Below are 20,463 nucleotides of genomic sequence, written 5' to 3'. Positions count from 1 at the left end.
GCGCGCGTCCGTCGCTCCGCTGTCGCTCCGCTCCGGCCACGCAACAACGCCCGGCGGCTGGCGCGGAGAGCGGGGAGCCCAAGGGGCCGCCGCAGCACGACAGGGCCGTTGACCGGGTGGTGGTGGGCCGGCAGCCGGCCGGGCCGCGCGGCCACGACCCGCGCGGCGTAGGACAGCGCACGCCGGCCGCGTCGGCGAGCTGGCGGCGGTCGCCGGGGTTGCGGCTACCGCGCCTCCGGCGGGGGCGCTCCGGCTCCAGGATGGCCGGGGCACCGCCGGCGGCTCGCGGTCCGTGGGTGGTTGCGGTAGGCCATCCCGCCTGCCATCGACCCGGGCGAGCCGAGCAAACCCCTGCCCGGCCCGCCAGCGTCCGTACGAGCCGTCAAGGTCCGCTTGACGTGGCGGACCGGGCGGCGGCCCGCTCCCCAAACGGGCGGGTCGACGGCAGACAGTGAGGATGGTGGGGTGGGTCGCCGGGTTGGTCTGACTCACCGGCAGACCGACGCTTGCTGTCCTTATCCCGATTCGTCGGCCGACTCGGTGACCCCGACAACTGCATGTCACCGGCCAGGCGTCGTGACTTGATAGGAGCCTGTGCGAGAGGCGCCCACCACTGTGTTGTCCGCATCGCCTGACCGGTGACGTGTCCACGTGTTCTCGACGCGACCGAGAAGGGCGGACCTCACCAGCATGGCAGCGAAGAAGCGATCGGTCATCGGCGGTGTTGACACCCACCGCGACACCCACCACGCGGCGGTCATCGACAGCACGGGCGGGCTCCTGGGCGACGCTGAGTTCCCGGCGACCGCCGCCGGCTATGCCGACCTACTGGCCTGGATGCGCTCGTTCGGCCGGCTGAAAGCCGTCGGGGTCGAGGGCACCGGCAGCTACGGCGCCGGCCTGGCCCGCCACCTGAACAGCCAAAAGATCACCGTTGTCGAGGTCGACCGCCCGGATCGCAGGACCCGCCGGACCAAAGGCAAGTCCGACCCGATCGACGCCATCGCCGCCGCCCGGGCCACCCTCGCGGGCACCGCCATGGGCACGCCCAAGACCCGCACCGGCCCGGTCGAAGCCATCCGCGCCCTGCGAGTAGCCCGCCAAGGGGCAGTCAAGGCCCGCACAGCGGCGATCAACCAGATGCGCGGCCTGGTCGCCGCCGCACCGGAAGTTCTGCGGGCGAAGCTGACCAAGCTCAGCGGAGCCGTCCTGGTCACACGCTGCACCGCCCTCACCATCGACCCGACCCGCCTCAACGACCCGGAACACGCCACCGCAGCCGCGTTGGCCGGACTCGCCCGACGGGTCGTCGCACTCACCGAGGAGATCACCACTCTCGACCGGCAGCTGGCACCCCTGGTCCGCCAAGCCGCACCACACACCAGCGCCCTGTTCGGCGTCGGCACCGACGTCGCCGCGCAACTGCTCACCACCGCCGGCGACAACCCCGACCGGCTGCACTCCGAAGCCGCCCTGGCCCACCTCTGCGGCGCAGCACCCATACCCGCCAGCTCCGGACGAGTGCGCCGCCACCGCCTCCACCGAGGAGGCGACCGCGACGCCAACCACGCCCTACACACCATCGCCCTCTGCCGCCTGCGCTACGACCCACGCACCCGCGCCTACCAGCAACGACGCATCACCGAAGGCCTCAGCAAGCAAGAGATCCTCCGCTGCCTCAAGCGCTACATCGTCCGCGACGTCTACACCGCCCTACGCGCAGACTTCGCCGCCCTCACCCCTTGACCTCCATAGGAGCATCGGGATGGCAGAAGTTGCCCTTGGCTGCTTGACTTCTCTTTGGTTGAAGTCGAGGTGAGGGGGCGCGGTGACCGGTGAGCTTGGGGACCATCTACTCGGGGATGACCCAATCGATGGTAGTCATGAGCACCCTGACCGCTTAGACCGCGGAAAGTATGCTGTTCAGCTACTGCCTCTACTCGAACGAGTTCGGGCACAGAGTGAGTCGAGCGTCCTAGCGATGATTGGACCATGGGGGTCGGGAAAGTCGAGTGTGCTCGCAATGATGATGCGAGAGTTGCGCCAAGACGATACCTGGCTGGTGGCCGAGTTCAATCCCTGGGCGTATAGCGATATCGAATCCCTTCAGTTGGGATTTTTTGCCGAGCTTCGCGCGGCGTTGCCTGAGGATGGACAATGGCGCGAGACTCGCAAGAAGATTGGCGACTTTAGCCGCGCAGTAAGCCCTCTCGGCAAGATTGGCGGCCTAGTCGGAGTAGACGCCGAGTCTGCAATGCAGCGACTAAGCGATTTCCTTGCCGGTGACGTAAGCGCTAACGGCACTAAGCAGAAGGCGCAAGAGGCATTGAGGCAGCTGGGGCGACCAATCCTGCTGGTATTGGACGATCTGGACAGACTTACTCCCGATGAGTTGCTGCTCGTAATGAAGCTGGTCAGGCATGTCGGCCGGCTTCCGAATCTCTACTACCTGCTTTGTTACGATGAACAGACACTTCTAGATGTCTTGAAGAGGACGGATCTCGTTGGCAATGAAGGCGAGGCTCGGGCGCGCGACTATCTGGAGAAAATTGTCCAGATCCGACTTGACCTGCCGGCGTTACGAGAACATCAGATTATGCAACTCATGGACGAGGGACTGTCCAAGGTACTGGAACGCGGGCGTGTGCACCTCGGTAGCGAGGCGAAGGGGCGCCTGAGTAAGGCATACACCTCCGTTTTGCGCGACCGGCTTACGACGCCGCGAGCAATTAATCGCTTCCTGGCGCAAGTCGACGCCTTTCACTCCCTGGTTGACAAGGAGGTCGATTTTGTAGACTTCCTTTGCGTTACCTGGCTGCGGACCTCAGAGCCTCGGCTCTACTCCTTAATCCAGCGCTCGCGGTCCGAATTGACCGGCACCGCTTGGCCCAAGGCTCCGGGCCGTCGTGAGAACCACAAGGAGCAGCGGGAGTCGTGGGTTGAGCGCCTGAGGGGGGCGGGCGTCGCGCCCCCTCATGCGGATGGAGTCTTGGATTTGCTTGCGCTGCTATTCCTCCCGATCCGATCGGCGGTTGAGGGTTGGACGTATAGCGGCTCATTCTCTGAGGATCTCGCAGCACGCCAAGGCGTTGGGCATGTCGACTATTTCGACCGCTACTTCGCTTTTGGGGTACCAGCGGAAGACGTGCCTGACAGTCTGGTGTCGCGAGGGCTCCAAGAACTACATCACTTCTCGGAGTCGCCTAATGTTAGGGCACTCGCGCAGGCCCTACGGGAGCAGCCAGAGCGCGTTATGCGCAAACTGCGAGCGCGCAGGGCGAGCGGGGAGGTGCAAGAACCCGAACTCCTCCTACGACTGGTTGCTTTGGAGTATCCGAATCTCGAACCCTCGCCGGGAACCTTCCTCGGCGACCCACGCTCTGATGCGGAGTACTTGGCTTTCGACCTTCTATCTGACATAGACCCGCCGGCGAGTAGAGCCCTCATCTTGAATAGCCTAGCCAAAAACGGCTACGGTCTCCGATTCGCTGCTGGTGTTGCTCGAATAGCGAAGAAGGTCGCTGGAAGGGTGGAAAGCAACGTCGATACCCCTGATTGGATTGATCCGGTCGTGACGGTAGCTGCGAATTCGATTGCAAGTGAATTCGAATTAGTGTCTAGAAGGCCTCTCAATCAGGTCAATGACTTTGAGTTTCGGTTGTTCTGGTACTGGCGTAGGATTCAACCTAAAGAGGCGAGTAGTTGGCTTAGGGATCAGGTCACCTCAGGCCGATGGGGTCTATTGGAATCCTTGGTGCGGTTGGTCACGGTGGGCGTCACCAGAAGTGGCGGTAGGGAAATCGTTAGCGACTTCAGCCTCGGGGTTGTTGACGAGGTTTTTGGTATTGAGAGGGTCCTTGACGAAATCGGGTCAGAGATAGATGGAGCAGAGCCGGTTGAGGATCACTTATCTTTACCGTCAACCATGGACAACCGGCGGGCATACGCACTATGGACGCTAAGGCTGGAGAAAGAACGGAGGGCGAGCATGCAGCCCGAGGCGGAGGCTTAGAGGGACGCAACTGGCCATGCCGCAGCTCTACGTCGCGCCCGTGGCGTGCCCCTACGAGGGTCAACAGTGGTAAATAATGGGCGCTCTGCGACCGGGCGGAAGAGCTGTAGCGACAGTGAAAGACCGAGGCCGACCGAGTCTTTCATCTGATTCCCAAGCTGACAGTGCGCCGACAGTTCCTAGGGCGAGACCGTCAGGCCACAGCAGAGGGCTCGGGACGATCGGTGGTTACCTCCGCTAGGCGGAACCGGCAAGATCAGCCATCGGACCGGAACACCGGAGACGCGGAGGCATCACTATGACCCCAGACGAGGCTGAGCAACAGGCGAGGATCAGGTTCCTCCTCGCCGGGACGGGGTTCTTTCGCGCCGGGCAAGTGGCCGCGTGGGTGGTGTTGGTCTACGCCCTCGTAGCGGTGGTTCAGCTAGTCAGCGGCTAGCCCCGGGGCCCCCGACGAGTGAGTCGGTTCGAGTTGCGACGGACGATTACACGTCCAAGCTGCGAGACCACTTGTCGGGTGCCGGACAGATACCCCTTACTGACCGCATGCACTCCACTACGGTCGATCTCCATGAAGGGTCTGGGGCGGTACTGGGGCTATCTGGCGTTCGTCATCCTCGTCACGGCTTGGTGGACTCGCTCCGTGGGGCCAGTGGCGCTGCTCGTGCTGTCGCTGCTGGTGACAGGCTTCTTCCTGTTCCAGGCCCCTGTCTGGTGCTGCGCCGTGAACCGCGACGGGACCTTGTGCCGAAACAACTCGGCTGGCCTGCTGCTTGGATGCAGCAAGCGGCAACACAAGTGGCAGAAGCTCAGGATGACCTTCGTTCCGCACGCGTGGCGTCAGATGAACCTCGGGCTTTGGGCATCGCCCAGGGAGGGGCTGACGACCCTAGGCGCGATCGTGGGGATGCTCTCGACGATCGTAGCGACGGCAATCAGCGTTGCCGGGCAGTTTGCAGGCAAGGCCTGACCGACTGCCCAGCGCGACGGCGCGAAGGCGCAATGGGCCGTCGCCGCCTCTACCTTCCTACGCGGATGCGATCGGCCGCGTACAGTTCGCGGGAGCCGTCAGCGCGAAAGATCACGATTACCGGGATGCCCTCGCCCATCTCCAGCTCGCGTCGCTCGACGGGTGTAGGCATCCGAGCGGTGGCGGTGTCGCCCTTGAGAAGAGTCACCGTCTCGGTCGGCTCGACGGCACGGACGAACGTGCCGCGCGGTGGTTCCACGATCACGAGCCCTTCCGACCGGAGTAGCGCTACCGCCTGTCGGACGCTCGTGCGGCTCAGCCCGTACTCCTGAGCCAACCGCAGCTCGCTGGGCAGCGATGCCCCAGGCGCGAGGTCGCCAGACGTGATCCGGTCCCGCAGGAGGTCCGCGAGCTGCCGGAACACGGCACGATCCGCACTGGGGTCGATCACGAACATGACGCTATGCGTCCAACAGCCCTACATCCTATTGTATCTACAGTCCTACGTCATTATGGTGGCGTGAGCTGCGGCATTGCACCGAGGGCCCGCCCCGACGTGCTGTCCGCGATGTTGACCGACACCCCAGGAGAGACCTGGTGCCTCGCGTCTCGTACGACGAGTACTTGGTAGCCGCCGCGCTCACTCTCGCCAGGCGGCACCGGCCGGTCTGGTCATGGCGGCGATGGCGGAAGGTCTGCCGATGTGGAGGCGAGCTGCCCTGCCACACCAGGCATCGAATCCCGATCAACAGAGGGCACTGGCCGTCAGACCACGACCGGCAAGGCGCCCCGGCATCGAAGTGGCGGGCAGCGCGGAAGACGCTGCGATGACGACACACCTTCCGGTCACACCGGCTTGGGCGTGCGGCGACTGCGGTGCCGACTGGCCCTGCCAGCCCCGGCGGCGCGAGCTGCGAGCCGAGTACGAACGCGCCCCGGTGTCGTTGGCCCTCTACCTGGCCGCCCAGCTCGTCGACGCCGCCCAGGACCTGGCCCACATCCCCGCCAACCACCTGCACCACCGATTCCTCGGCTGGACCCGATGAGCATCCTGCGACCCGGCGACGAGAAGTTCCACTACAGCGACGGCTCCCACAAGTGGATCCCGCCCGACCCCGACTACGACCAAGAGGTCTGGGACGAGCAGGTCCGCCAACACAAGGAAGGCCACCTCAGGAACGAGCACCCCAAGGTCCGCATCCAGCGCCTCATCTGACGCCAGCAGTACAGCAGCGAAGTACAGCAACCGTGCCAGCCGAACCCGGTCGAGAAGCGCGCCAGCAGCCCGGATGACCTCGGACCACACCGCAGAAGGCCGGCTCGCCGGCAATCCATAGGTTCAGGGTTCGAGTCCCTGGCGGCCCACCACAAACCGCCTGTGAGCTGCGAGAACGCCGGACGAAGATCATCGGTCACAACCAGGGCACAACTCAACTCCGATCTTGGTCCGCGCGAGGTTCCCGCCGGGTGCTGTCCGCGTCCCGCAGGAGGCCGCCGACCAGGCCGCGCGGCCGGTCCTTCTCGGATACCTGTTGATCCCACACCCGGCACGTTGAGTTCGGCGCAAATCAGTTGGCGAAGGCAAGTCGCGCACCGGGGACTACACCCTGCTGAAGCATGGCGCACGGCGCATCAGGGGGAGCGCTTGACAGCCGCAGTACAGCTCCCCGGCCGACCGGGTTAACCCTCGTGTACCCCGGCGTCAGAATGGGCCGCCATACGTCTAGGTACGTAGAAGGTCGAGAGCGGTCATCCGGGGACTTCTAGCGTCGAGTCATGGAGATCGATCCGGAGGCCCGCATTGACCACGGGGCGCCGCTGCCGCCGTATCGGCAACTGGCCGGCATCCTTGCCGCCCGGATCGAGCGTGGCGACTGGCAGCCCAACCGGGCGATCCCGTCCGAGTCTCAGTTGGTGCAGGAGTATGGCCTCGCGCGGGCGACCGTGCGGCGAGCGATCGCGGTACTGGTGGACCAAGGCGTGTTGTTCGTGGTGCCGCAGCGGGGAACCTTCGTGAAGCCGACGAGCAAGGCGTAACTGATCAACCTGTCACCCTGGGACGCCAACCGTCAGCACCGGTCCGGCCGGATGTAGTCGCCACACCAAGCCGGAGCCGTGACCGTCCAGACCCGCCACCCGCCCCGATCTTCTCGGACCTCAAAGCGCCACGGATGCTGGCTGCTCGACTGCGATAGCTTGTCGTGCCACCAAACCGCGTAGACCTCGGTGACCACTAGGACCACGCCGCCGCGGACGTGGTCGACCTGCAACGGACCCGATTCCAGCTTGTTGGGCAGCATGGCGGCCCCTGACATCTGGGCCCGGTCGGCGCGCCACTGACTCACCAGCTCGTCACGGCGAACCGAGGCAAGCACTCGGCGCAGCCCGCCGTCCTCCCTACGACTCAGCCTCGCCGTAGTTTCCCGACCGAAGATAACGTCATCCCTGGTAGCGGCACCGACGAGCGCTCGGTAACTCGGATCTTCATCGCACATTGACCAGCGTTGGAGTTGTTTCTAGTCCCGAAACTAGCGGGGGCTACAAGGGACAGGTAGGGTCCCGTCAGGGCTCACCGCCGTTCGTGCGCCCGCTTTCGATCCTTCACGAGGTGCGCCTTCGCACCCCGCACTCGGCAGGAGGTCTCGATGAAATTGGCTTCGAGGTTTGTCTCGGTGGCCGTGGCCACAGCCGCAGCATCTACAGCCGCGGTGATGGTGGCAGGGCCAGCCCATGCCGCGGACCAGTATGTGTGGTCGCAGAGCGGAGATTCCTACGGCTGGTACGACGACGCCAACAATCGCTTCGTGACATGCGACGTGGTCAGCGGTGACGGAAAAGGGGCGAAGGGCGTGGTTAGCACGGCCAACCTGCAAGTGATTGTCGATCGGACTGCCTTCAACGGCTGCGAGGCAGCCGGCGGGGTCGGCGATGGTCAGCGGCTCCGGATCTCGGTCTGCGACTGGGTCTGGATTCCAGACTTCGGCGGAATGCGCGTGCAGAAAAACTGCACCGGCCGAGATATTGACTCCTGACGCGATGTGAGGCTCCCCGGCAACTCGGAGGCATTCGATAATGCTCTGATGGAGCTCGCTGCGGGCCCGTCGTCGGGCATCGGCGCGGCCGGTTTGAAGCACGAGCGGAACGACCGGCCGCGCGCCCTGACGACCTAGCAAGGAGCAGCCCCCGGCACTGCCGGGGGCTGCTTCGAAAAAGACACGTACAGAAACTCTGAACCACTTCCGAGACCAGGCATCCGAGCGCTGGCATTCGCTCGTCGATGGGCAAGGGTGGTGCCACCTCCCGGCCTCCTCGCCATCACCACGCAGGGCCAGCAGAACACCCAGGTTGACCATTGCTCCGGTGTGGCTGGCGGCGGCCTGAACGGCCAGCACACCTGTGCACGCCATGACGATGAGGGACAGGAGAACCCAGGGCCACCGTTTGGAGAGGGCTTCCCGCTCCACGCCAAGCACTCTAGTGATCTTGGAGTGCCTTGATCAAGTTCGATGCTCGACCATGATCGTCGGGCACAGATCCGGCACAACTGAGACCGAAAACGTGTGTAAAACGTCGAGAAGCGATGAGGGTTGCCGCCCTGGCCAGGGGCCGGATCTGCCCGATACAGGATGATCTATCGGCGACGTCCGGCATTCAGGGTTCGAGTTTCTGGCGGCCCGCTCCTCCTCAGGTCAGCGGCCCTTTTGGGGCCGCTGTTGCCGTGATCTCGGCCGGTGCAGCAGCGAAGTCCAGCAGCACCCGTGATCAACCGCTGGGTCGACCAGGGGCGAGCCGCAGGTCCACCCGAGGTACAATTTTCTGTACCTACCCCGGAGGTGGTCATGCGAACCGTGAACTTCACCCAGCTACGGCAGAACCTGGCCGCCGAACTCGACAGCGTCATCAACGACGCGGAGGAAGTGGTGGTGACCCGGTCGGGCCACGAACCGGTGGTCATCGTGCCGCTTGCGGAGTACGAGGCGATGAAGGAGACCGAGTACCTCCTTCGCAACCCGGCCAACGCCGCAGCCCTGCGCCGCTCGATCTCGGAGCTTGAGGAGGGCGACGCGGCCGAGCGGGACCTGGTCGACCCGGCCACCGTGCGGGACGTCGCGTGAGGCTGGTCTTCACCGCCACGGCCTGGAACCAGTACCTCAGCCACACCGACCGCAAGTTGGTCAAGCGCATCAACGACCTCATCGCGGACGTGATGCGCAACGGATATGAGGGCATCGGCAAGCCGGAGCCCCTTCGGGGAGAGCTGTCCGGCTTCTGGTCCCGCCGGATCGATCGCGAACACCGGCTGGTCTATCGGATCACCAAGGACGACGTCGAGATCATCGCCTGCCGGTACCACTACGGCGACCGGTAACGGACTAGGCGGAATTAGGAACGTCGGCCGTTATCCGACCGAGTCCGTACGTCCTACCGGTCGAGCGCACTGCCGGGTCTAGCGCCTTACGTTTCCGACACGAACCGACCGTTCCGGGGCTGCTGGCCGACCCGTGGGTGCCGGCCAGCCGACACCCACGGATCACGCGACTCAGTCGACGTCGAAGACGCCCTGTCGGACGGCCTCGTCCCAGGCGACCTGGGCGATCTTGTTCTGCCCACTGATCGACGGGTGGAAGCCGTCGAGGACCGACAGGTCCGACGCCGTGAACGCGGCGTTGTGCACCGCGCCGTTGTCGTAGAACACGTTGGCCCGCTCCGCGGCGAGCTTGGCCAGCCGCTGGTTGTACTCGTCGACCCGTGCCTCCACTGCGGCGCGCCGCGCGTTCGCGGCGGACGAGGTGTCGGTCGGGTTGGCCAGCATGACCTCGCAGATGCCGATCAGGTTCCAGCGCGTCCGGATCAGGAAGTTCTGCTGGCCGATCCGGTAGAGCGACATCATGCTCGGCACCGAGGCCAACAGCACCCGGGTGTTCGGGTTCTTGGCCCTGATGATGTCGAGCGCCTTGCGCACGTTCGCCTCGAAGGCGTCCGGCGGGGTGGTGCCCGACGGGGTCGAGGCGTAGCAGATGTCGTTCCCGCCGATCAGGATGGTCACGTAGTCGGCGTTGGCGTTTGGCGAGGGCGTTGGTCGCCTGGGTGGCCAGATGGACCGAGCGTTCGCCGCCCTTGGCGTAGTTGCCGCCGGTCATGTCGACCCCGTACGCCTCCAGGCGCCGCAGGTGCGAGTTGACCGCCGTACTGGTGCCGGTGGACCAGGAGTTCTGCGGCTGGGCGTTCTGGGTCCCGTCGGCGACGGCCGCCCGGGTGATGGAGTCGCCGAGCGCGACCATCCGCGCGCTCGAGGGCACTGCCGCCACCGCGGTCGACGGGGCCAGGACCGCGGCGGTCACCACTGCCGCGACACTGGAGAGGAGGGTCCGGTGAGAGATCACATGGGCTCCGGAAGGTGGGTCGAAAAGGCTTGCCGCCGTCGGCCGAACCGCTGGTCCGGGGCGGGCAGCGATTGTCACCCGCGAGCGTAGAACTAGACGATCATCGCTGCCAGCAGTCGATGGCGATCGTTGGGTCGTGTTACGGAAACGACGCCGACCGGGCGTGTCCCGCCCCGGCCGTCGGCTTCCTCGGACTGGTCACGGGTGAGCCGAACGGGCTGGACCGGCGGTGACCCCGGTGCCCCCGGTGGTCGATCTCCGCGATACAGAGCCGGTCCACTGGCAGGACGGCTCCGCGAGGCGGGCGAGTCGTTGACGCACCTGGCCGACCGGAGCGTCAGGAACGCGTGACCTCGTGGCAGGGTCTTGCTCACCGTCTGAACCTGAATCCGGGGAGAACCATGTCGAAGGACGTCACCGTCGACCTCATCCGGTCGTTGATCGAGGCCATGAACGGACCGTCGTTGGCCAGGGAGATGCGCGGGCCCGTGGAGGGCTGGGAGTCGCTGGCGATGATCCTGGAGTTCGGCGAGGGCTATCGCAGTGCGCACGGGTACGCGTACTCGCCGGATGGCGTCATCACGGCCGTGTCCTGTGGCTGGTCGAGCATCGAATCGGCGGTCCAGGCGTACCTGGGGAGCCACTACAAGCCCGGGGATCTGCTGCCCGTGAAGATCCTCGTGCAGTTCGACCGGACGACCGGCAGGTACCAGGTGACGTTCGAGGAAACAGACGAGGAACGCTGGGCGGTGAAGCCGGCGAACTACCGGGAGATGCGCGAAGCGCTGCGCCCGAAATTCGACTGACACAAGTCGTGACCTGGGCGTACTTGCGTCCAGGTGTGCCCGCTCGCTACGGGAACGGCGTTGCGCAACCCCCGGACCGGCCGGTTAGGCTGCTGCCATGACCAGCTCGCCCGCGTACCCGATGACGTCCCCCGACGTCCAGATCGGCGCGCGGCGACGCCGGCGGTTCCGCGACCGCCTGCGCTGAGTTCTTCTTCTCCTGCGACCGGCGGATCGAGCCGCCGGTCATCGTCGATCGTCTCGGTCCGCCCGCATCCCCATCCGGTGATCCGCGCGGCGGATCCGAGCGAGATCGGCGTACCCATGGACCTTGAGAAACTGCTGGCCGACCGGCTGGCGCCGGCGTTCGCGACGGTGGCCGGCGGGCCGGTGGATCCGATCGTGCGGCGCTCCCAGCGCGCGGACTTCCAGTCCGACGCGGCGCTGGCGCTGGCCCGGCGGCTCGGCCGGCCGCCGCGCGCGATCGCCGCCGAGGTGCTGGACCTCGCGGCACTGGCCGACGTGTGCAGCGCGGCGGAGGTCTCCGGGCCGGGCTTCCTCAACCTGACCGTCGCCGACGAAGCCCTGGGCGGGCTGGTCTCCGCGCTGGCCACCGACCCGCGGCTCGGGGTGCCGGTGGCCGTCGAACCGGAGACGGTGGTGGTCGACTACTCGGCGCCGAACGTGGCGAAGGAGATGCACGTCGGGCACCTGCGGTCGACGGTGATCGGCGACGCGGCGGCCCGGCTGCTGGAGTGGCTGGGGCACCGGGTGCTGCGGGCCAACCACCTGGGTGACTGGGGCACGCCGTTCGGCATGCTGATCGAGCACCTGGTCGACCTGGGCGGGGCCGAGGCGGCGCGCGAGCTGTCCATGGGTGACCTGGACTCGTTCTACAAGACGGCCCGGGTCACGTTCGACGCGGATGAGGCGTTCCGGGAGCGGTCCCGGCGGCGGGTGGTGGCCCTGCAGAGCGGCGATCCGGCGACGCTGCGGCTGTGGCGGTTGCTGGTGGAGCAGTCCGAGCGGTACTTCATGACCGTCTACGACCTGCTCGACGTGACCCTCACCGAGCGGGACTTCCACGGTGAGAGCAGCTACAACGACCTGCTCGAACCGGTGACCGAGGAGCTGGACCGCCTGGGGCTGCTGCGGGAGAGCGAGGGTGCGGCCTGCGTGTTTCCGCCCGGCTCGGTGGGCCGGGACGGCGAGCCGCTGCCGCTGATCGTCCGCAAGTCCGACGGCGGGTACGGCTATCCGGCAACCGACCTGGCGGCGATCCGGCACCGCACCGGCACGCTGGCCGCGACCCGGTTGCTCTACGTGGTCGGCCTGCCGCAGCGGCGGCATTTCGAGATGGTGTACGCCGCCGCCACGCAGGCCGGCTGGCTGGCCCCGCCGGCCCGGGCCGAGCACGTCGGGTTCGGCTCGATCCTCGGGCCGGACGGGCGGATGCTGCGCAGCCGGGCCGGCGGCTCGGTGAAGCTGGTAGGGCTGCTGGAGGAGGCGATCGTCCGAGCTACGGCGCTGGCCCGGGAGCGGAACCCGGACCTGGGCGAGGTGGAGGCGGCCGAGGTGGGCCGGGCGGTCGGCATCGGCGCGATCAAGTACGCCGACCTGTCCAGCGACCGGCACAAGGACTACGTGCTCGACTGGGAGCGGATGCTGTCGCTGGACGGCAACACCGCGCCCTATCTCCAGTACGCGTACTCGCGGATCCGGTCGATCTTCCGGCGGGCCGGGATGGCGGCCCGGCCGGAGGCGGCGATCTCGCTGGCCGATCCGGCCGAACGGGCGCTCGCCTTCGAACTGGTCGGCTTCGGGACGGTGGTCGGCGAGGTGGCGGACAGCCTGGAGTTCCACCACCTGTCCGGACACCTGTACCGGCTGGCCGTCGCGTTCAGCGCGTTCTACGAGCGCTGCCCGGTGCTGCGCGCCGACGAGCCGGTCCGGGAGAGCCGGCTGGCGCTCTGCGACCTCACCGCCCGGGTGCTCCGGCAGGGGTTGTACCTGCTCGGCATCAGGACTCCCGAACGCATGTGATCGGAACTGGGTGGCCGCATCTCTCGGGCGAACCCACTCGACCTCGAAGCCGCCCTGTTCGCGAGGCAGAGCCAGCGATTCGCGTCCCGGTCCGGCAACCGTCATGCGTCGGCCCGTAGCGTGATCACCTCGCGGTCGTGCTGGTCGTGCTGGTCGGGCTGGCCGCAGGAGCAGGTGCCGCCTACGCAGCCGGTGGCGTGGCGGCGTTTGGTGGCCCACCACCAGGACAGGCCGGCGAGCACGGCCAGGGCGACGGCGGCGCCGGGAAGGAAGCGGTTGACCGCGGCCCAGCCGGCACCACCGAGGATCCCGGCGGCGAGCAGGAGCGGCAGCAGGCAGCAGGCAGCGCAGGCGGCTCCCGCGAGTCCCGTCATTCCGGAGGGGAGTAGGCGGCGGAGCCGGTCAGCAGGTGTCGGCACGATCGGTCCTCTCGACCAGTCCAGCGAAGGGCAGGGGGCAGCAGGAGCTTCCGGCGCAGGCGACCAGGTCGTCGCAGCCGGCTGAGATGGCGGCCCGCAGGGTGTCACGGATGATGGTGAGGTCAGCGAGCTTCTGCTCCACCTCGATGAGCTTCTCCCTGGCCCGTGCCTGGAGGCCGCTGTCGGGTCGACGGTCGTGCTGGTGCCGGCCGGCGTCGAGCAGGTCGGCAACCTCGTTGAGGGTGAAGCCGAGGCGTTGCGCGGTCTTGATGACCCGCAGCAGGGTGACTGACTCGGCCGGGTAGAGCCGGTGCCCGCCTGGCGACCGCCGTGGTGAGGCGAGCAGGCCCCGGCGCTCGTAGTAGCGCAGCGTCTGCTGGTTGACCCCGGCCGCGTCGGCCAGTTGGCCGCTGCGCAGTCCCGACCCGGTCATCCCTGATCCCGAACGGATACCGCCCGGTCGGCGAGGGCATCGAGCACGTCGACGTGTGCGGCCGGTACCCGGACGTCCAACGCCAGCGCATCCGGGCCGGAGCGGGAGAGGTCGAAGGCGAAGAACGAGCAGCAGGACGACTCACGGGCCGTCAGGTCCCGGGCCGTCTCCTCGACCTGCGCAGAGCCGTCGAGCTGCAACCGCAGATGCTGTGCCGACGGCCGGTCGACGCCCCGTACGGCGGCGGCGAAGAACTGGTCGAACTCAGCGACTCGCAGTGGCCGTTCGGCCGTCGGCAGGGTGCAGGAATCCGGCGCCCAGGCGCCGTCCGTCGTGCTCTGGTGGTCACTCATACCCCGACGGTAAGCCTGTACCCAGGTACCGGATGCAAGCCTGACGGTTGTCCCGGGCGATCTGCAAGCCCGGAAGAACGCAGCAGTTCAGAGGGTGATGACCACCTTCGCCCGCGCGTGTTCACCTTCGAGGTACCGGACGGCCTGGGGCACCTCGCGCAGCGGATAGGTCCGGTCGATGACCGGGGTGAGGCGGCCGGCCTCGGCGTGGGCGCGGAGCGTGTCGAGGTGTTGCCGGCTGGGCGTCGCGGTGAGGGTGACGATGCGCTGGCGGACGAGGGGCGCCAGCAGCCGTCCGCGCGCGAGGAGCCAGACCGGTCCGACGAGGCTGCCGCCGCCGTACACGCCGCCGCCGGAGAGCACCAGCGTCCCGGTGGGGGTCAGCGCCCGCCGGAGCGCGGTGAGTGAGCGGTTGCCGACCAGGTCGAACACGACGTCGTGACGGCGGTCGCCGCGGGTGAAGTCGTCGCGGGTGTAGTCGACGACGTGGTCGGCGCCGAGGGAGCGGACCAGGTCGACGTTGCGGGTGCTGCACACTGCGGTCACGGTCGCGCCGAGCGCCTTGACCAGTTGGACGGCCAGGGTGCCGACGCCGCCGGAGGCGCCGTTGACGAGGACGCGGTGGCCGGGCTCGACCTGCCCGACGTCGCGCAGCCCCATGAGCGCGGTGACCCCGGCCAGCGGCAGCGCGGCGGCCTGCTGCGGGGTCAGGTTCGCCGGCTTCGGCGCGACCAGGGTCGCGGGCACGCACACGTAATCGGCGAACGCGCCGTTGGCGTCGCCGAGGTCGCCGAAGACGGCGTCGCCCGGGCGCACCTGTCGGACGTGGCTGCCGACGGCCTCGACCCGGCCGGCGAAGTCGCGGCCCCGGATGCGCGCGCGGGGCCGCGTCCGGCCCATCGTCAACCGCGCCATCCGCGGATCGCCACGCATGGCATGCCAGTCGTACGCGTTGAGCGCGGCGGCCTCGACCCGCACGAGCACTTCGTCGGGGGCGGGCACCGGCACGTCGACGTCCGCGAGCGTGAGCGTCTCCGGCGGGCCGTACCGGTCCTGGACTATCGCCTTCATCTTTGCCCTCCCTCTAGGTGTACGCCGTACACCCAATGTAGGTGTACGCCGTACACCGGTCAAGGCGGTTATGGTTTCAACCGCCGCCAGAAGACGAGGACCGAGATGGCTGAGCAGGCTGAGACGCTGCGCCGGGCGCCGCTGAGCAGGGACCGGATCCTGCACGCCGCCGTCGCGCTCGCCGACGGGGCCGGCATCGAGTCCCTCAGCATGCGCAATCTCGCCCAGGATCTGGGCGTCGTGCCGATGGCCCTCTACAAGCACGTGGCCAACAAGGACGAACTGCTCGACGGCATGATCGACGTCGTCGTCGGCGAGATCGACCCGCCGGTGCCCGATGCCGACTGGAAGCACGCCGTCCGCAGCCGCATCCTCTCGGCGCGGCAGGTGCTGCGGCGCCACCCCTGGGCGCCGCTCGCGATCGAGTCGCGGAACATGGCGACGCCGGCCGTCCTCGCGTACCTCGACTCGATGGTCGGGACCCTCCGGGCCGGCGGGTTCTCCGCCGACCTCGCCCACCACGTGATGCACGCGATGGGCAGCCGGATCCTGGGCTTCAGTCAGGAGCTGTTCGACGCCTCCCGGCGCGCCGGCCGCTCCGGCACGGCCAGCTCAGAACCACCGCAGGCCTTCCCGCCGGAGGTCGCGGCCCGGTTCCCGCACCTCGCGGAGATCTCCACGGCCGCTTCCCACGACGACGCGTCGGTCGTGGGACAGGGCTGCGACGACCAGTTCGAGTTCGAGTTCGCGCTGGACCTGCTGCTGGACGGCATCGAACGGCTCCGACAGCAGAACTGGACGTCGTCGCGATCGGCTGTCCGATGACCACGCCGTAGCGGCACCCGGTGTTGTTCGCCCCACGGCGGCAATCCCACGCCCGGACTGGGTAAGCCGAGAGGCTAGCCGCCTCGTCGCAGCCGGACCGGACCGAAGGGAAGAGCCTGATGCGTGGTGTCGTCCTGCACGCCCCCCGAGACGTACGGGTGGAGGAGCGCGAGGATCCGCGGATCCTCCTCCCGACCGACGCGATCATCCGCCTGTCCGCCACCTGCGTCTGCGGTTCGGACCTGTGGCCGTATCGCGGCATCGAGACGGTCCACGGGCCGTCCCCCATGGGCCACGAGTACGTCGGCGTCGTCCAGGAGGTCGGCGGCGAGGTCAGGGAGATCAAGCCCGGCCAGTTCGTCGTCGGCTCCTTCTTCGCCTCCGACAACACCTGCCCCATCTGCCGCGCGGGCTACCAGTCCTCGTGCGTCCATCGGGAGCCGGTGGGCGGGCTGGGTTCCCAGGCGGAGTACCTGCGGGTACCGCTGGCCGACGGCACCCTGGTCGCCACGCCCGACCTCCCTCCCGACGACCTGGTCCCGGCCCTGCTCGCGGCCTCCGACGTGCTCGGCACCGGCTGGTTCGGCGCGGTGGCCGCCGAGGCGGGCCCGGGCAAGACCGTCGCGGTCGTCGGCGACGGTGCGGTGGGTCTGCTCGCCGTGCTGGCGGCCCGGCAGCTCGGCGCGGAACGCGTCATCGCGGTCAGCCGGCACGAGCCCCGCCAGAAGCTGGCGACCCACTACGGCGCCACCGACATCGTCACCGAGCGCGGCGACGACGGCGTGGCCCGGATCAAGGACCTGACCGACGGCCTCGGCGCGCACTCGGTCATCGAGGCGGTCGGCACCCAGGAGTCGATGTTGCAGGCCATCCGCTCCACCCGGGCGGGAGGTCACGTCGGCTACGTCGGCGTGGCCCACGGCGTCGAACTGCCCGGCGAGGAGCTGTTCTTCTCCCACGTGCACCTGCACGGCGGCCCCGCCCCGGTGCGTCGCTTCCTGCCCGAGCTGATCGACCTGATCTACAAGCGTGAGATCGACCCCGGCCGGGTCTTCGACCTCACCCTCCCCCTCGACCAGGCCGCCGAGGGGTACCGGGCCATGGACGAGCGCCGGGCCATCAAGGTCCTGCTCAATCCCTGAGCAACTGGACCGGTGGGCCGTTCCGCGCCGGAACGGCCCACCGCGTGGGGCCGACCGCTCAGGGGGTGTACGGCGCGTCCGTGTGGCTGATCTCGACGAGCCGGCTGCCGCTGAGTTCGTAGACGGCCGTACGCCGCACGGCGACCTCCGCCGAGGACGCGTCCTCGGGGCGGGTCAGGTAGACCACCGTCGCCCGGCGCGACGTGATCGAGACCGACTCGACAGGCGTACGGTCGCCGATGTCGACCATGGTGACGTAGACGGGCTTACCGTCGATGTTGCCGTACATCACGATCTGCCAGAACTTGCCGGTCCCGCCGCCGTCCATCAGCACCGGGACCACCGCGTCGGCCGCGTCGTCGCCGGTCAGGTCGCCGACGGCGCACGGCTGTTGCATGTGGACGACGGTGCCGTCCTCGCCGGACCACATGCCGTCGACCAGCGGGATCGGATCCGGGTAGCCGTTGTACCGCTCGGATCCGTTTCCGAGCACGGCGGTCTTGAGCTGCGCGCAGGTGAGCGCCTTGAGCGTGGCGGGCGCTCCGGACGTGTCGGGTACGGCCGAGGGCGCCGGCTTGTCCGGGTCCGCTGTCTCGTCGTTCACGCTGACGGTGCTGCCTGTCGGCTGCGCCGAGGCGGCCGGGTCCAGGTCGTCCGCCGGCGTGTTGATCGTGACGCATCCGCTCAGCGCCGCCACCAGGGCGAGTGCCGCGACGGGCAGCAGGGTCCTACGCATTGATCTTCCCTCTCCTTGTGTGGCCCGGAGCGTAGTGCGCCTCCGCCACGGCCGGCAGCCGGCGGATGGCAGACCGTCCTCAGTGGAGCGACGAGGGCCAGCCGGATCGGGCAGCAAGGGAAGCTGCCCGCGTCGCCACTCCCGCCCCCGGGGCCGGCAACCGGCTCAGGTGGACGGACCGCCGTGCTGGTCGAGCCTGTCGCGGAGCGTGCCGGCGAAGCCCTCGGCCGTGGCGAGCTGGTCGCGCAGCGCGCTGACGCGTGCGGTGGCGGCGGTGTGAAACATGCCGAGCCGGTCGAGCAGGGCGACCCGGTCGGCGCCCTCGGCCGTGTCGAGGGCGTCGAGGACGCCGAGCAGGTCGCGCATCTCGTCGAGGGTGAAGCCGAGCGGCTTCATCCGCTTGACCACGGCGAGCCGGTCGAGGTCGGGTGCGGTGTAGAGGCGGAAGCCCCCGTCGCTACGGGCCGACGGGACGATCAGGCCGACGTCCTCGTAGTGCCGGATGGTGCGGATGCTCAACCCGACCCGCTCGGCAACCTCGCCGATCTGCATCAGCCGCCCTCCGACCGGGCCGGGGGCGGGCGCCGAAGCCGGGCCGGGGGCGGACTCGGCAGCCGGGCCGGGGGCGGGTGCCGGCCCGGCCGTACGGCGGTCGGGGGCCATCAGTGGCCGACGCCGAGCCGGCCGGCGAGGGTGCCGTGGATCTCCGCGCTGGGGCGGTTCAGCTCGACTATCTCCACGGTCTTGCCGCGGGCGGCGTACCTGGTGGTGACGGCGTCGAGGGCGGCCACGGAGGAGGCGTCCCAGACGTGGGCGTGCGTCATGTCGATGACCACGCTGTCGGGATCGTTGGCGTAGTCGAACTGCCCGACCAGGTCGTTGCTGGAGGCGAAGAACAGCTCGCCGTGCACCGAGTAGATCCGGGTCGTCCCGTCGGGGTCGAGGACGCTTGTCACCTCCACCAGGTGGGCGACCCGCCGGGCGAAGACGACCATCGCGGTGAGCACGCCGGCGACGACGCCGACGGCGAGGTTGTGGGTGGCCAGCGTGGTGACGACGGTGGTCACCATGACGATCGTCTCGCCGTACGGCATCCGCCTGAGCGTGGCCGGGGCGACCGAGTGCCAGTCGAACGTCGACACCGCGACGATGACCATCACGGCGACCAGGGCGGCCATCGGGATCACCGCGACCACGTCGCCGAGCGCGACCACCAGGATCAGCAGGAAGACGCCGGCCAGGAAGGTCGACAGCCGCGTACGGGCGCCGGACGCCTTCACGTTGATCATCGTCTGACCGATCATCGCGCAGCCGCCCATGCCGCCGAAGAACCCGGTGACGATGTTCGCCACCCCCTGCCCCCACGACTCCCGGGTCTTGCTGGAGGGGGTGTCGGTGATGTCGTCGACCAGCTTCGCGGTCATCAACGACTCCATCAGCCCGACCAGCGCGATGCCCAGGGCGTACGGGGCGATCAGGGTCAGGGTGTCCATGGTCCAGGGGACCTGTGGCAGGCCGAGCGTGGGCAGGCTGTCCGGCAACGCCCCCTCGTCGCCCACGGTCGGCACCGCCGCGTGGGTGGCCACCGTGACCACGGTCAGCACCACGATGGCGACCAGCGGCGCCGGGACGGCCCGGGTGAGGCGGGGCAGCCCCACCATGATCGCCAGCGCGACCGCCGCGAGCGGGTACACCAGCCACGGCACCCCGATCAGGTGCGGCACCTGGGCGACGAAGATCAGGATGGCCAGGGCGTTGACGAAGCCGACCATCACGCTGCGCGGGATGAACCGCATCAGCTTCGCCACCCCGAGCACCGCCAGCAGGATCTGGATCGTGCCGCCGAGGATCACCGCCGCCACGAGGTGGTCGAGGCCGTGCTCCTTGGCGAGGGGCGCCACGACCAGGGCGACCGCGCCGGTGGCGGCGGAGATCATCGCCGGCCGCCCGCCGCAGATCGCGATGGTCACCGCCATCGTGAACGAGGCGAAGAGGCCCACCCGGGGATCGACCCCGGCCAGGATCGAGAAGGAGATCGCCTCCGGGATCAACGCCAGGGCGACGACCAGGCCGGCGAGGACCTCGGTGCGGAACACCCTCGGCGACAGCCAGGACGGGCGGGGCAGGCGCGGGCGGCCGACCAGGGACGACACAGAGGACATACAGCCATTTCCACTCGGGGGGCGCGCACCACGCCCACCCGGCGGAGACGGGTCGGTCGGGGTCGCATCGCGTACGGACGCAGGAGCGCCGTCGTCGCCCGGTCACCAGGGTCGCACGGCGCGGCGAA

Annotated in this window: 23 protein-coding genes; 14 read left to right on the top strand and 9 right to left on the bottom strand. The window is 68.3% G+C overall.

Annotated elements, in window-relative coordinates; all coding sequences use genetic code 11:
- The first annotated feature begins 690 nt into the window (after positions 1-690).
- The 3 genes from OG989_RS08565 to OG989_RS08555 all read left to right on the top strand — a co-directional run bounded on the left by OG989_RS08565 (position 691) and on the right by OG989_RS08555 (position 4,982).
- Positions 691-1,746: an IS110 family transposase gene (locus OG989_RS08565; protein ID WP_327030201.1), complete on the top strand. Its 1,056-nt coding sequence runs from the start codon at positions 691-693 to the stop codon at positions 1,744-1,746.
- Between the two features lie 82 nt (positions 1,747-1,828).
- Positions 1,829-4,012, top strand: coding sequence for a KAP family P-loop NTPase fold protein (locus OG989_RS08560; RefSeq protein WP_327030200.1), 2,184 nt, complete (start codon positions 1,829-1,831; stop codon positions 4,010-4,012).
- A 571-nt stretch (positions 4,013-4,583) separates the two neighbouring features.
- Positions 4,584-4,982 carry a hypothetical protein gene (locus tag OG989_RS08555; RefSeq protein ID WP_327030199.1) on the top strand — a complete coding sequence of 133 codons (399 nt, stop codon included), beginning with the start codon at positions 4,584-4,586 and terminating at the stop codon, positions 4,980-4,982.
- Positions 4,983-5,031: 49 nt separating this feature from the next.
- Here OG989_RS08555 and OG989_RS08550 read toward each other — a convergent pair whose 3' ends face one another.
- A complete protein-coding gene (locus OG989_RS08550; RefSeq protein WP_327030198.1) occupies positions 5,032-5,439 on the bottom strand; it encodes a winged helix-turn-helix domain-containing protein in 408 nt (135 codons plus the stop codon).
- Between the two features lie 370 nt (positions 5,440-5,809).
- Between OG989_RS08550 and OG989_RS08545 the strand changes: the two genes are divergently transcribed.
- The 6 genes from OG989_RS08545 to OG989_RS08520 all read left to right on the top strand — a co-directional run bounded on the left by OG989_RS08545 (position 5,810) and on the right by OG989_RS08520 (position 9,351).
- On the top strand, positions 5,810-6,028 hold the full coding sequence (locus tag OG989_RS08545) for a flavin reductase (RefSeq protein WP_327030197.1): 219 nt from the start codon (positions 5,810-5,812) through the stop codon (positions 6,026-6,028).
- Positions 6,025-6,198, top strand: coding sequence for a hypothetical protein (locus tag OG989_RS08540; protein WP_327030196.1), 174 nt, complete (start codon positions 6,025-6,027; stop codon positions 6,196-6,198). The genes OG989_RS08545 and OG989_RS08540 overlap by 4 nt, the downstream gene beginning before the upstream one ends.
- Positions 6,199-6,758: 560 nt before the next feature.
- Positions 6,759-7,019 carry a GntR family transcriptional regulator gene (locus OG989_RS08535; protein WP_327030195.1) on the top strand — a complete coding sequence of 87 codons (261 nt, stop codon included), beginning with the start codon at positions 6,759-6,761 and terminating at the stop codon, positions 7,017-7,019.
- A gap of 608 nt (positions 7,020-7,627) precedes the next feature.
- Entirely contained in the window at positions 7,628-8,014 is a 387-nt protein-coding gene (locus OG989_RS08530; RefSeq protein WP_327030194.1) for a hypothetical protein, read from the top strand.
- A gap of 807 nt (positions 8,015-8,821) precedes the next feature.
- Positions 8,822-9,097: a type II toxin-antitoxin system Phd/YefM family antitoxin gene (locus OG989_RS08525; RefSeq protein WP_327030193.1), complete on the top strand. Its 276-nt coding sequence runs from the start codon at positions 8,822-8,824 to the stop codon at positions 9,095-9,097.
- Positions 9,094-9,351 (top strand): Txe/YoeB family addiction module toxin, encoded by a 258-nt coding sequence (locus OG989_RS08520; RefSeq protein WP_120328095.1) that lies wholly within the window; start codon positions 9,094-9,096, stop codon positions 9,349-9,351. The genes OG989_RS08525 and OG989_RS08520 overlap by 4 nt, the downstream gene beginning before the upstream one ends.
- 171 nt (positions 9,352-9,522) lie before the next feature.
- Here OG989_RS08520 and OG989_RS08515 read toward each other — a convergent pair whose 3' ends face one another.
- Positions 9,523-10,080, bottom strand: a complete 558-nt coding sequence (locus OG989_RS08515) for an SGNH/GDSL hydrolase family protein (RefSeq protein ID WP_327031133.1) — start codon at positions 10,078-10,080, stop codon at positions 9,523-9,525.
- 80 nt (positions 10,081-10,160) lie between these two features.
- On the opposite strand from OG989_RS08515, the gene OG989_RS08510 reads away from it, so the two are divergent.
- From OG989_RS08510 to argS, 3 genes are all read left to right on the top strand, one after another.
- Positions 10,161-10,358, top strand: coding sequence for a hypothetical protein (locus OG989_RS08510; RefSeq protein ID WP_327030192.1), 198 nt, complete (start codon positions 10,161-10,163; stop codon positions 10,356-10,358).
- Positions 10,359-10,767: 409 nt separating this feature from the next.
- Complete coding sequence (locus tag OG989_RS08505) at positions 10,768-11,172, top strand: hypothetical protein (protein WP_327030191.1); 405 nt, start codon at positions 10,768-10,770, stop codon at positions 11,170-11,172.
- A 303-nt stretch (positions 11,173-11,475) separates the two neighbouring features.
- Positions 11,476-13,194 (top strand): arginine--tRNA ligase, encoded by a 1,719-nt coding sequence (gene argS, locus OG989_RS08500; RefSeq protein WP_327030190.1) that lies wholly within the window; start codon positions 11,476-11,478, stop codon positions 13,192-13,194.
- A gap of 101 nt (positions 13,195-13,295) precedes the next feature.
- On the opposite strand, the gene OG989_RS08495 is transcribed toward argS, so the two are convergent.
- The 4 genes from OG989_RS08495 to OG989_RS08480 all read right to left on the bottom strand — a co-directional run bounded on the left by OG989_RS08495 (position 13,296) and on the right by OG989_RS08480 (position 15,470).
- A complete protein-coding gene (locus tag OG989_RS08495) occupies positions 13,296-13,568 on the bottom strand; it encodes a hypothetical protein (protein WP_151452561.1) in 273 nt (90 codons plus the stop codon).
- Positions 13,569-13,596: 28 nt separating this feature from the next.
- Entirely contained in the window at positions 13,597-14,046 is a 450-nt protein-coding gene (locus OG989_RS08490; protein WP_151452560.1) for a MerR family transcriptional regulator, read from the bottom strand.
- A complete protein-coding gene (locus tag OG989_RS08485; protein ID WP_151452559.1) occupies positions 14,043-14,399 on the bottom strand; it encodes a hypothetical protein in 357 nt (118 codons plus the stop codon). Before OG989_RS08485 ends, OG989_RS08490 begins: the two co-directional genes overlap by 4 nt.
- 87 nt (positions 14,400-14,486) lie before the next feature.
- Complete coding sequence (locus OG989_RS08480) at positions 14,487-15,470, bottom strand: NAD(P)-dependent alcohol dehydrogenase (RefSeq protein ID WP_327030189.1); 984 nt, start codon at positions 15,468-15,470, stop codon at positions 14,487-14,489.
- Between the two features lie 105 nt (positions 15,471-15,575).
- On the opposite strand from OG989_RS08480, the gene OG989_RS08475 reads away from it, so the two are divergent.
- A complete protein-coding gene (locus tag OG989_RS08475) occupies positions 15,576-16,295 on the top strand; it encodes a TetR/AcrR family transcriptional regulator (RefSeq protein ID WP_151452557.1) in 720 nt (239 codons plus the stop codon).
- 119 nt (positions 16,296-16,414) lie between these two features.
- A complete protein-coding gene (locus OG989_RS08470; RefSeq protein ID WP_151452556.1) occupies positions 16,415-17,437 on the top strand; it encodes a zinc-dependent alcohol dehydrogenase family protein in 1,023 nt (340 codons plus the stop codon).
- 58 nt (positions 17,438-17,495) lie between these two features.
- Here the strand turns inward: OG989_RS08470 and OG989_RS08465 are convergent, their stop codons facing one another.
- The 3 genes from OG989_RS08465 to OG989_RS08455 form a co-directional block, all read right to left on the bottom strand.
- Positions 17,496-18,173: a hypothetical protein gene (locus tag OG989_RS08465; RefSeq protein WP_327030188.1), complete on the bottom strand. Its 678-nt coding sequence runs from the start codon at positions 18,171-18,173 to the stop codon at positions 17,496-17,498.
- Positions 18,174-18,338: 165 nt separating this feature from the next.
- Positions 18,339-18,836, bottom strand: a complete 498-nt coding sequence (locus OG989_RS08460) for a MerR family transcriptional regulator (RefSeq protein WP_151452554.1) — start codon at positions 18,834-18,836, stop codon at positions 18,339-18,341.
- On the bottom strand, positions 18,836-20,335 hold the full coding sequence (locus OG989_RS08455; protein WP_151452553.1) for a SulP family inorganic anion transporter: 1,500 nt from the start codon (positions 20,333-20,335) through the stop codon (positions 18,836-18,838). Before OG989_RS08455 ends, OG989_RS08460 begins: the two co-directional genes overlap by 1 nt.
- Positions 20,336-20,463: the final 128 nt, after the last annotated feature.

The sequence above is a fragment of the Micromonospora sp. NBC_01740 genome, assembly GCF_035920365.1.
Lineage (GTDB): Bacteria > Actinomycetota > Actinomycetes > Mycobacteriales > Micromonosporaceae > Micromonospora > Micromonospora reichwaldensis.
Note: the sequence above shows the minus strand (reverse complement) of the source record. Positions and strands in the feature narration are given on the sequence as shown.

Excerpts from the sequence above, each read along its gene's own strand:
- OG989_RS08470 (WP_151452556.1), top strand. The coding sequence starts at position 16,415 with ATGCGTGGTGTCGTCCTGCACGCCCCCCGAGACGTACGGGTGGAGGAG.
- OG989_RS08485 (WP_151452559.1), bottom strand. The coding sequence starts at position 14,399 with ATGAGTGACCACCAGAGCACGACGGACGGCGCCTGGGCGCCGGATTCC.
- OG989_RS08480 (WP_327030189.1), bottom strand. The coding sequence starts at position 15,470 with ATGAAGGCGATAGTCCAGGACCGGTACGGCCCGCCGGAGACGCTCACG.
- OG989_RS08505 (WP_327030191.1), top strand. The coding sequence starts at position 10,768 with ATGTCGAAGGACGTCACCGTCGACCTCATCCGGTCGTTGATCGAGGCC.
- OG989_RS08495 (WP_151452561.1), bottom strand. The coding sequence starts at position 13,568 with ATGACGGGACTCGCGGGAGCCGCCTGCGCTGCCTGCTGCCTGCTGCCG.
- OG989_RS08565 (WP_327030201.1), top strand. The coding sequence starts at position 691 with ATGGCAGCGAAGAAGCGATCGGTCATCGGCGGTGTTGACACCCACCGC.
- OG989_RS08545 (WP_327030197.1), top strand. The coding sequence starts at position 5,810 with ATGACGACACACCTTCCGGTCACACCGGCTTGGGCGTGCGGCGACTGC.
- OG989_RS08540 (WP_327030196.1), top strand. The coding sequence starts at position 6,025 with ATGAGCATCCTGCGACCCGGCGACGAGAAGTTCCACTACAGCGACGGC.
- OG989_RS08535 (WP_327030195.1), top strand. The coding sequence starts at position 6,759 with ATGGAGATCGATCCGGAGGCCCGCATTGACCACGGGGCGCCGCTGCCG.
- OG989_RS08525 (WP_327030193.1), top strand. The coding sequence starts at position 8,822 with ATGCGAACCGTGAACTTCACCCAGCTACGGCAGAACCTGGCCGCCGAA.
- OG989_RS08550 (WP_327030198.1), bottom strand. The coding sequence starts at position 5,439 with ATGTTCGTGATCGACCCCAGTGCGGATCGTGCCGTGTTCCGGCAGCTC.
- argS (WP_327030190.1), top strand. The coding sequence starts at position 11,476 with ATGGACCTTGAGAAACTGCTGGCCGACCGGCTGGCGCCGGCGTTCGCG.
- OG989_RS08530 (WP_327030194.1), top strand. The coding sequence starts at position 7,628 with ATGAAATTGGCTTCGAGGTTTGTCTCGGTGGCCGTGGCCACAGCCGCA.
- OG989_RS08475 (WP_151452557.1), top strand. The coding sequence starts at position 15,576 with ATGGCTGAGCAGGCTGAGACGCTGCGCCGGGCGCCGCTGAGCAGGGAC.
- OG989_RS08465 (WP_327030188.1), bottom strand. The coding sequence starts at position 18,173 with ATGCGTAGGACCCTGCTGCCCGTCGCGGCACTCGCCCTGGTGGCGGCG.
- OG989_RS08460 (WP_151452554.1), bottom strand. The coding sequence starts at position 18,836 with ATGGCCCCCGACCGCCGTACGGCCGGGCCGGCACCCGCCCCCGGCCCG.
- OG989_RS08455 (WP_151452553.1), bottom strand. The coding sequence starts at position 20,335 with ATGTCCTCTGTGTCGTCCCTGGTCGGCCGCCCGCGCCTGCCCCGCCCG.
- OG989_RS08555 (WP_327030199.1), top strand. The coding sequence starts at position 4,584 with ATGAAGGGTCTGGGGCGGTACTGGGGCTATCTGGCGTTCGTCATCCTC.
- OG989_RS08490 (WP_151452560.1), bottom strand. The coding sequence starts at position 14,046 with ATGACCGGGTCGGGACTGCGCAGCGGCCAACTGGCCGACGCGGCCGGG.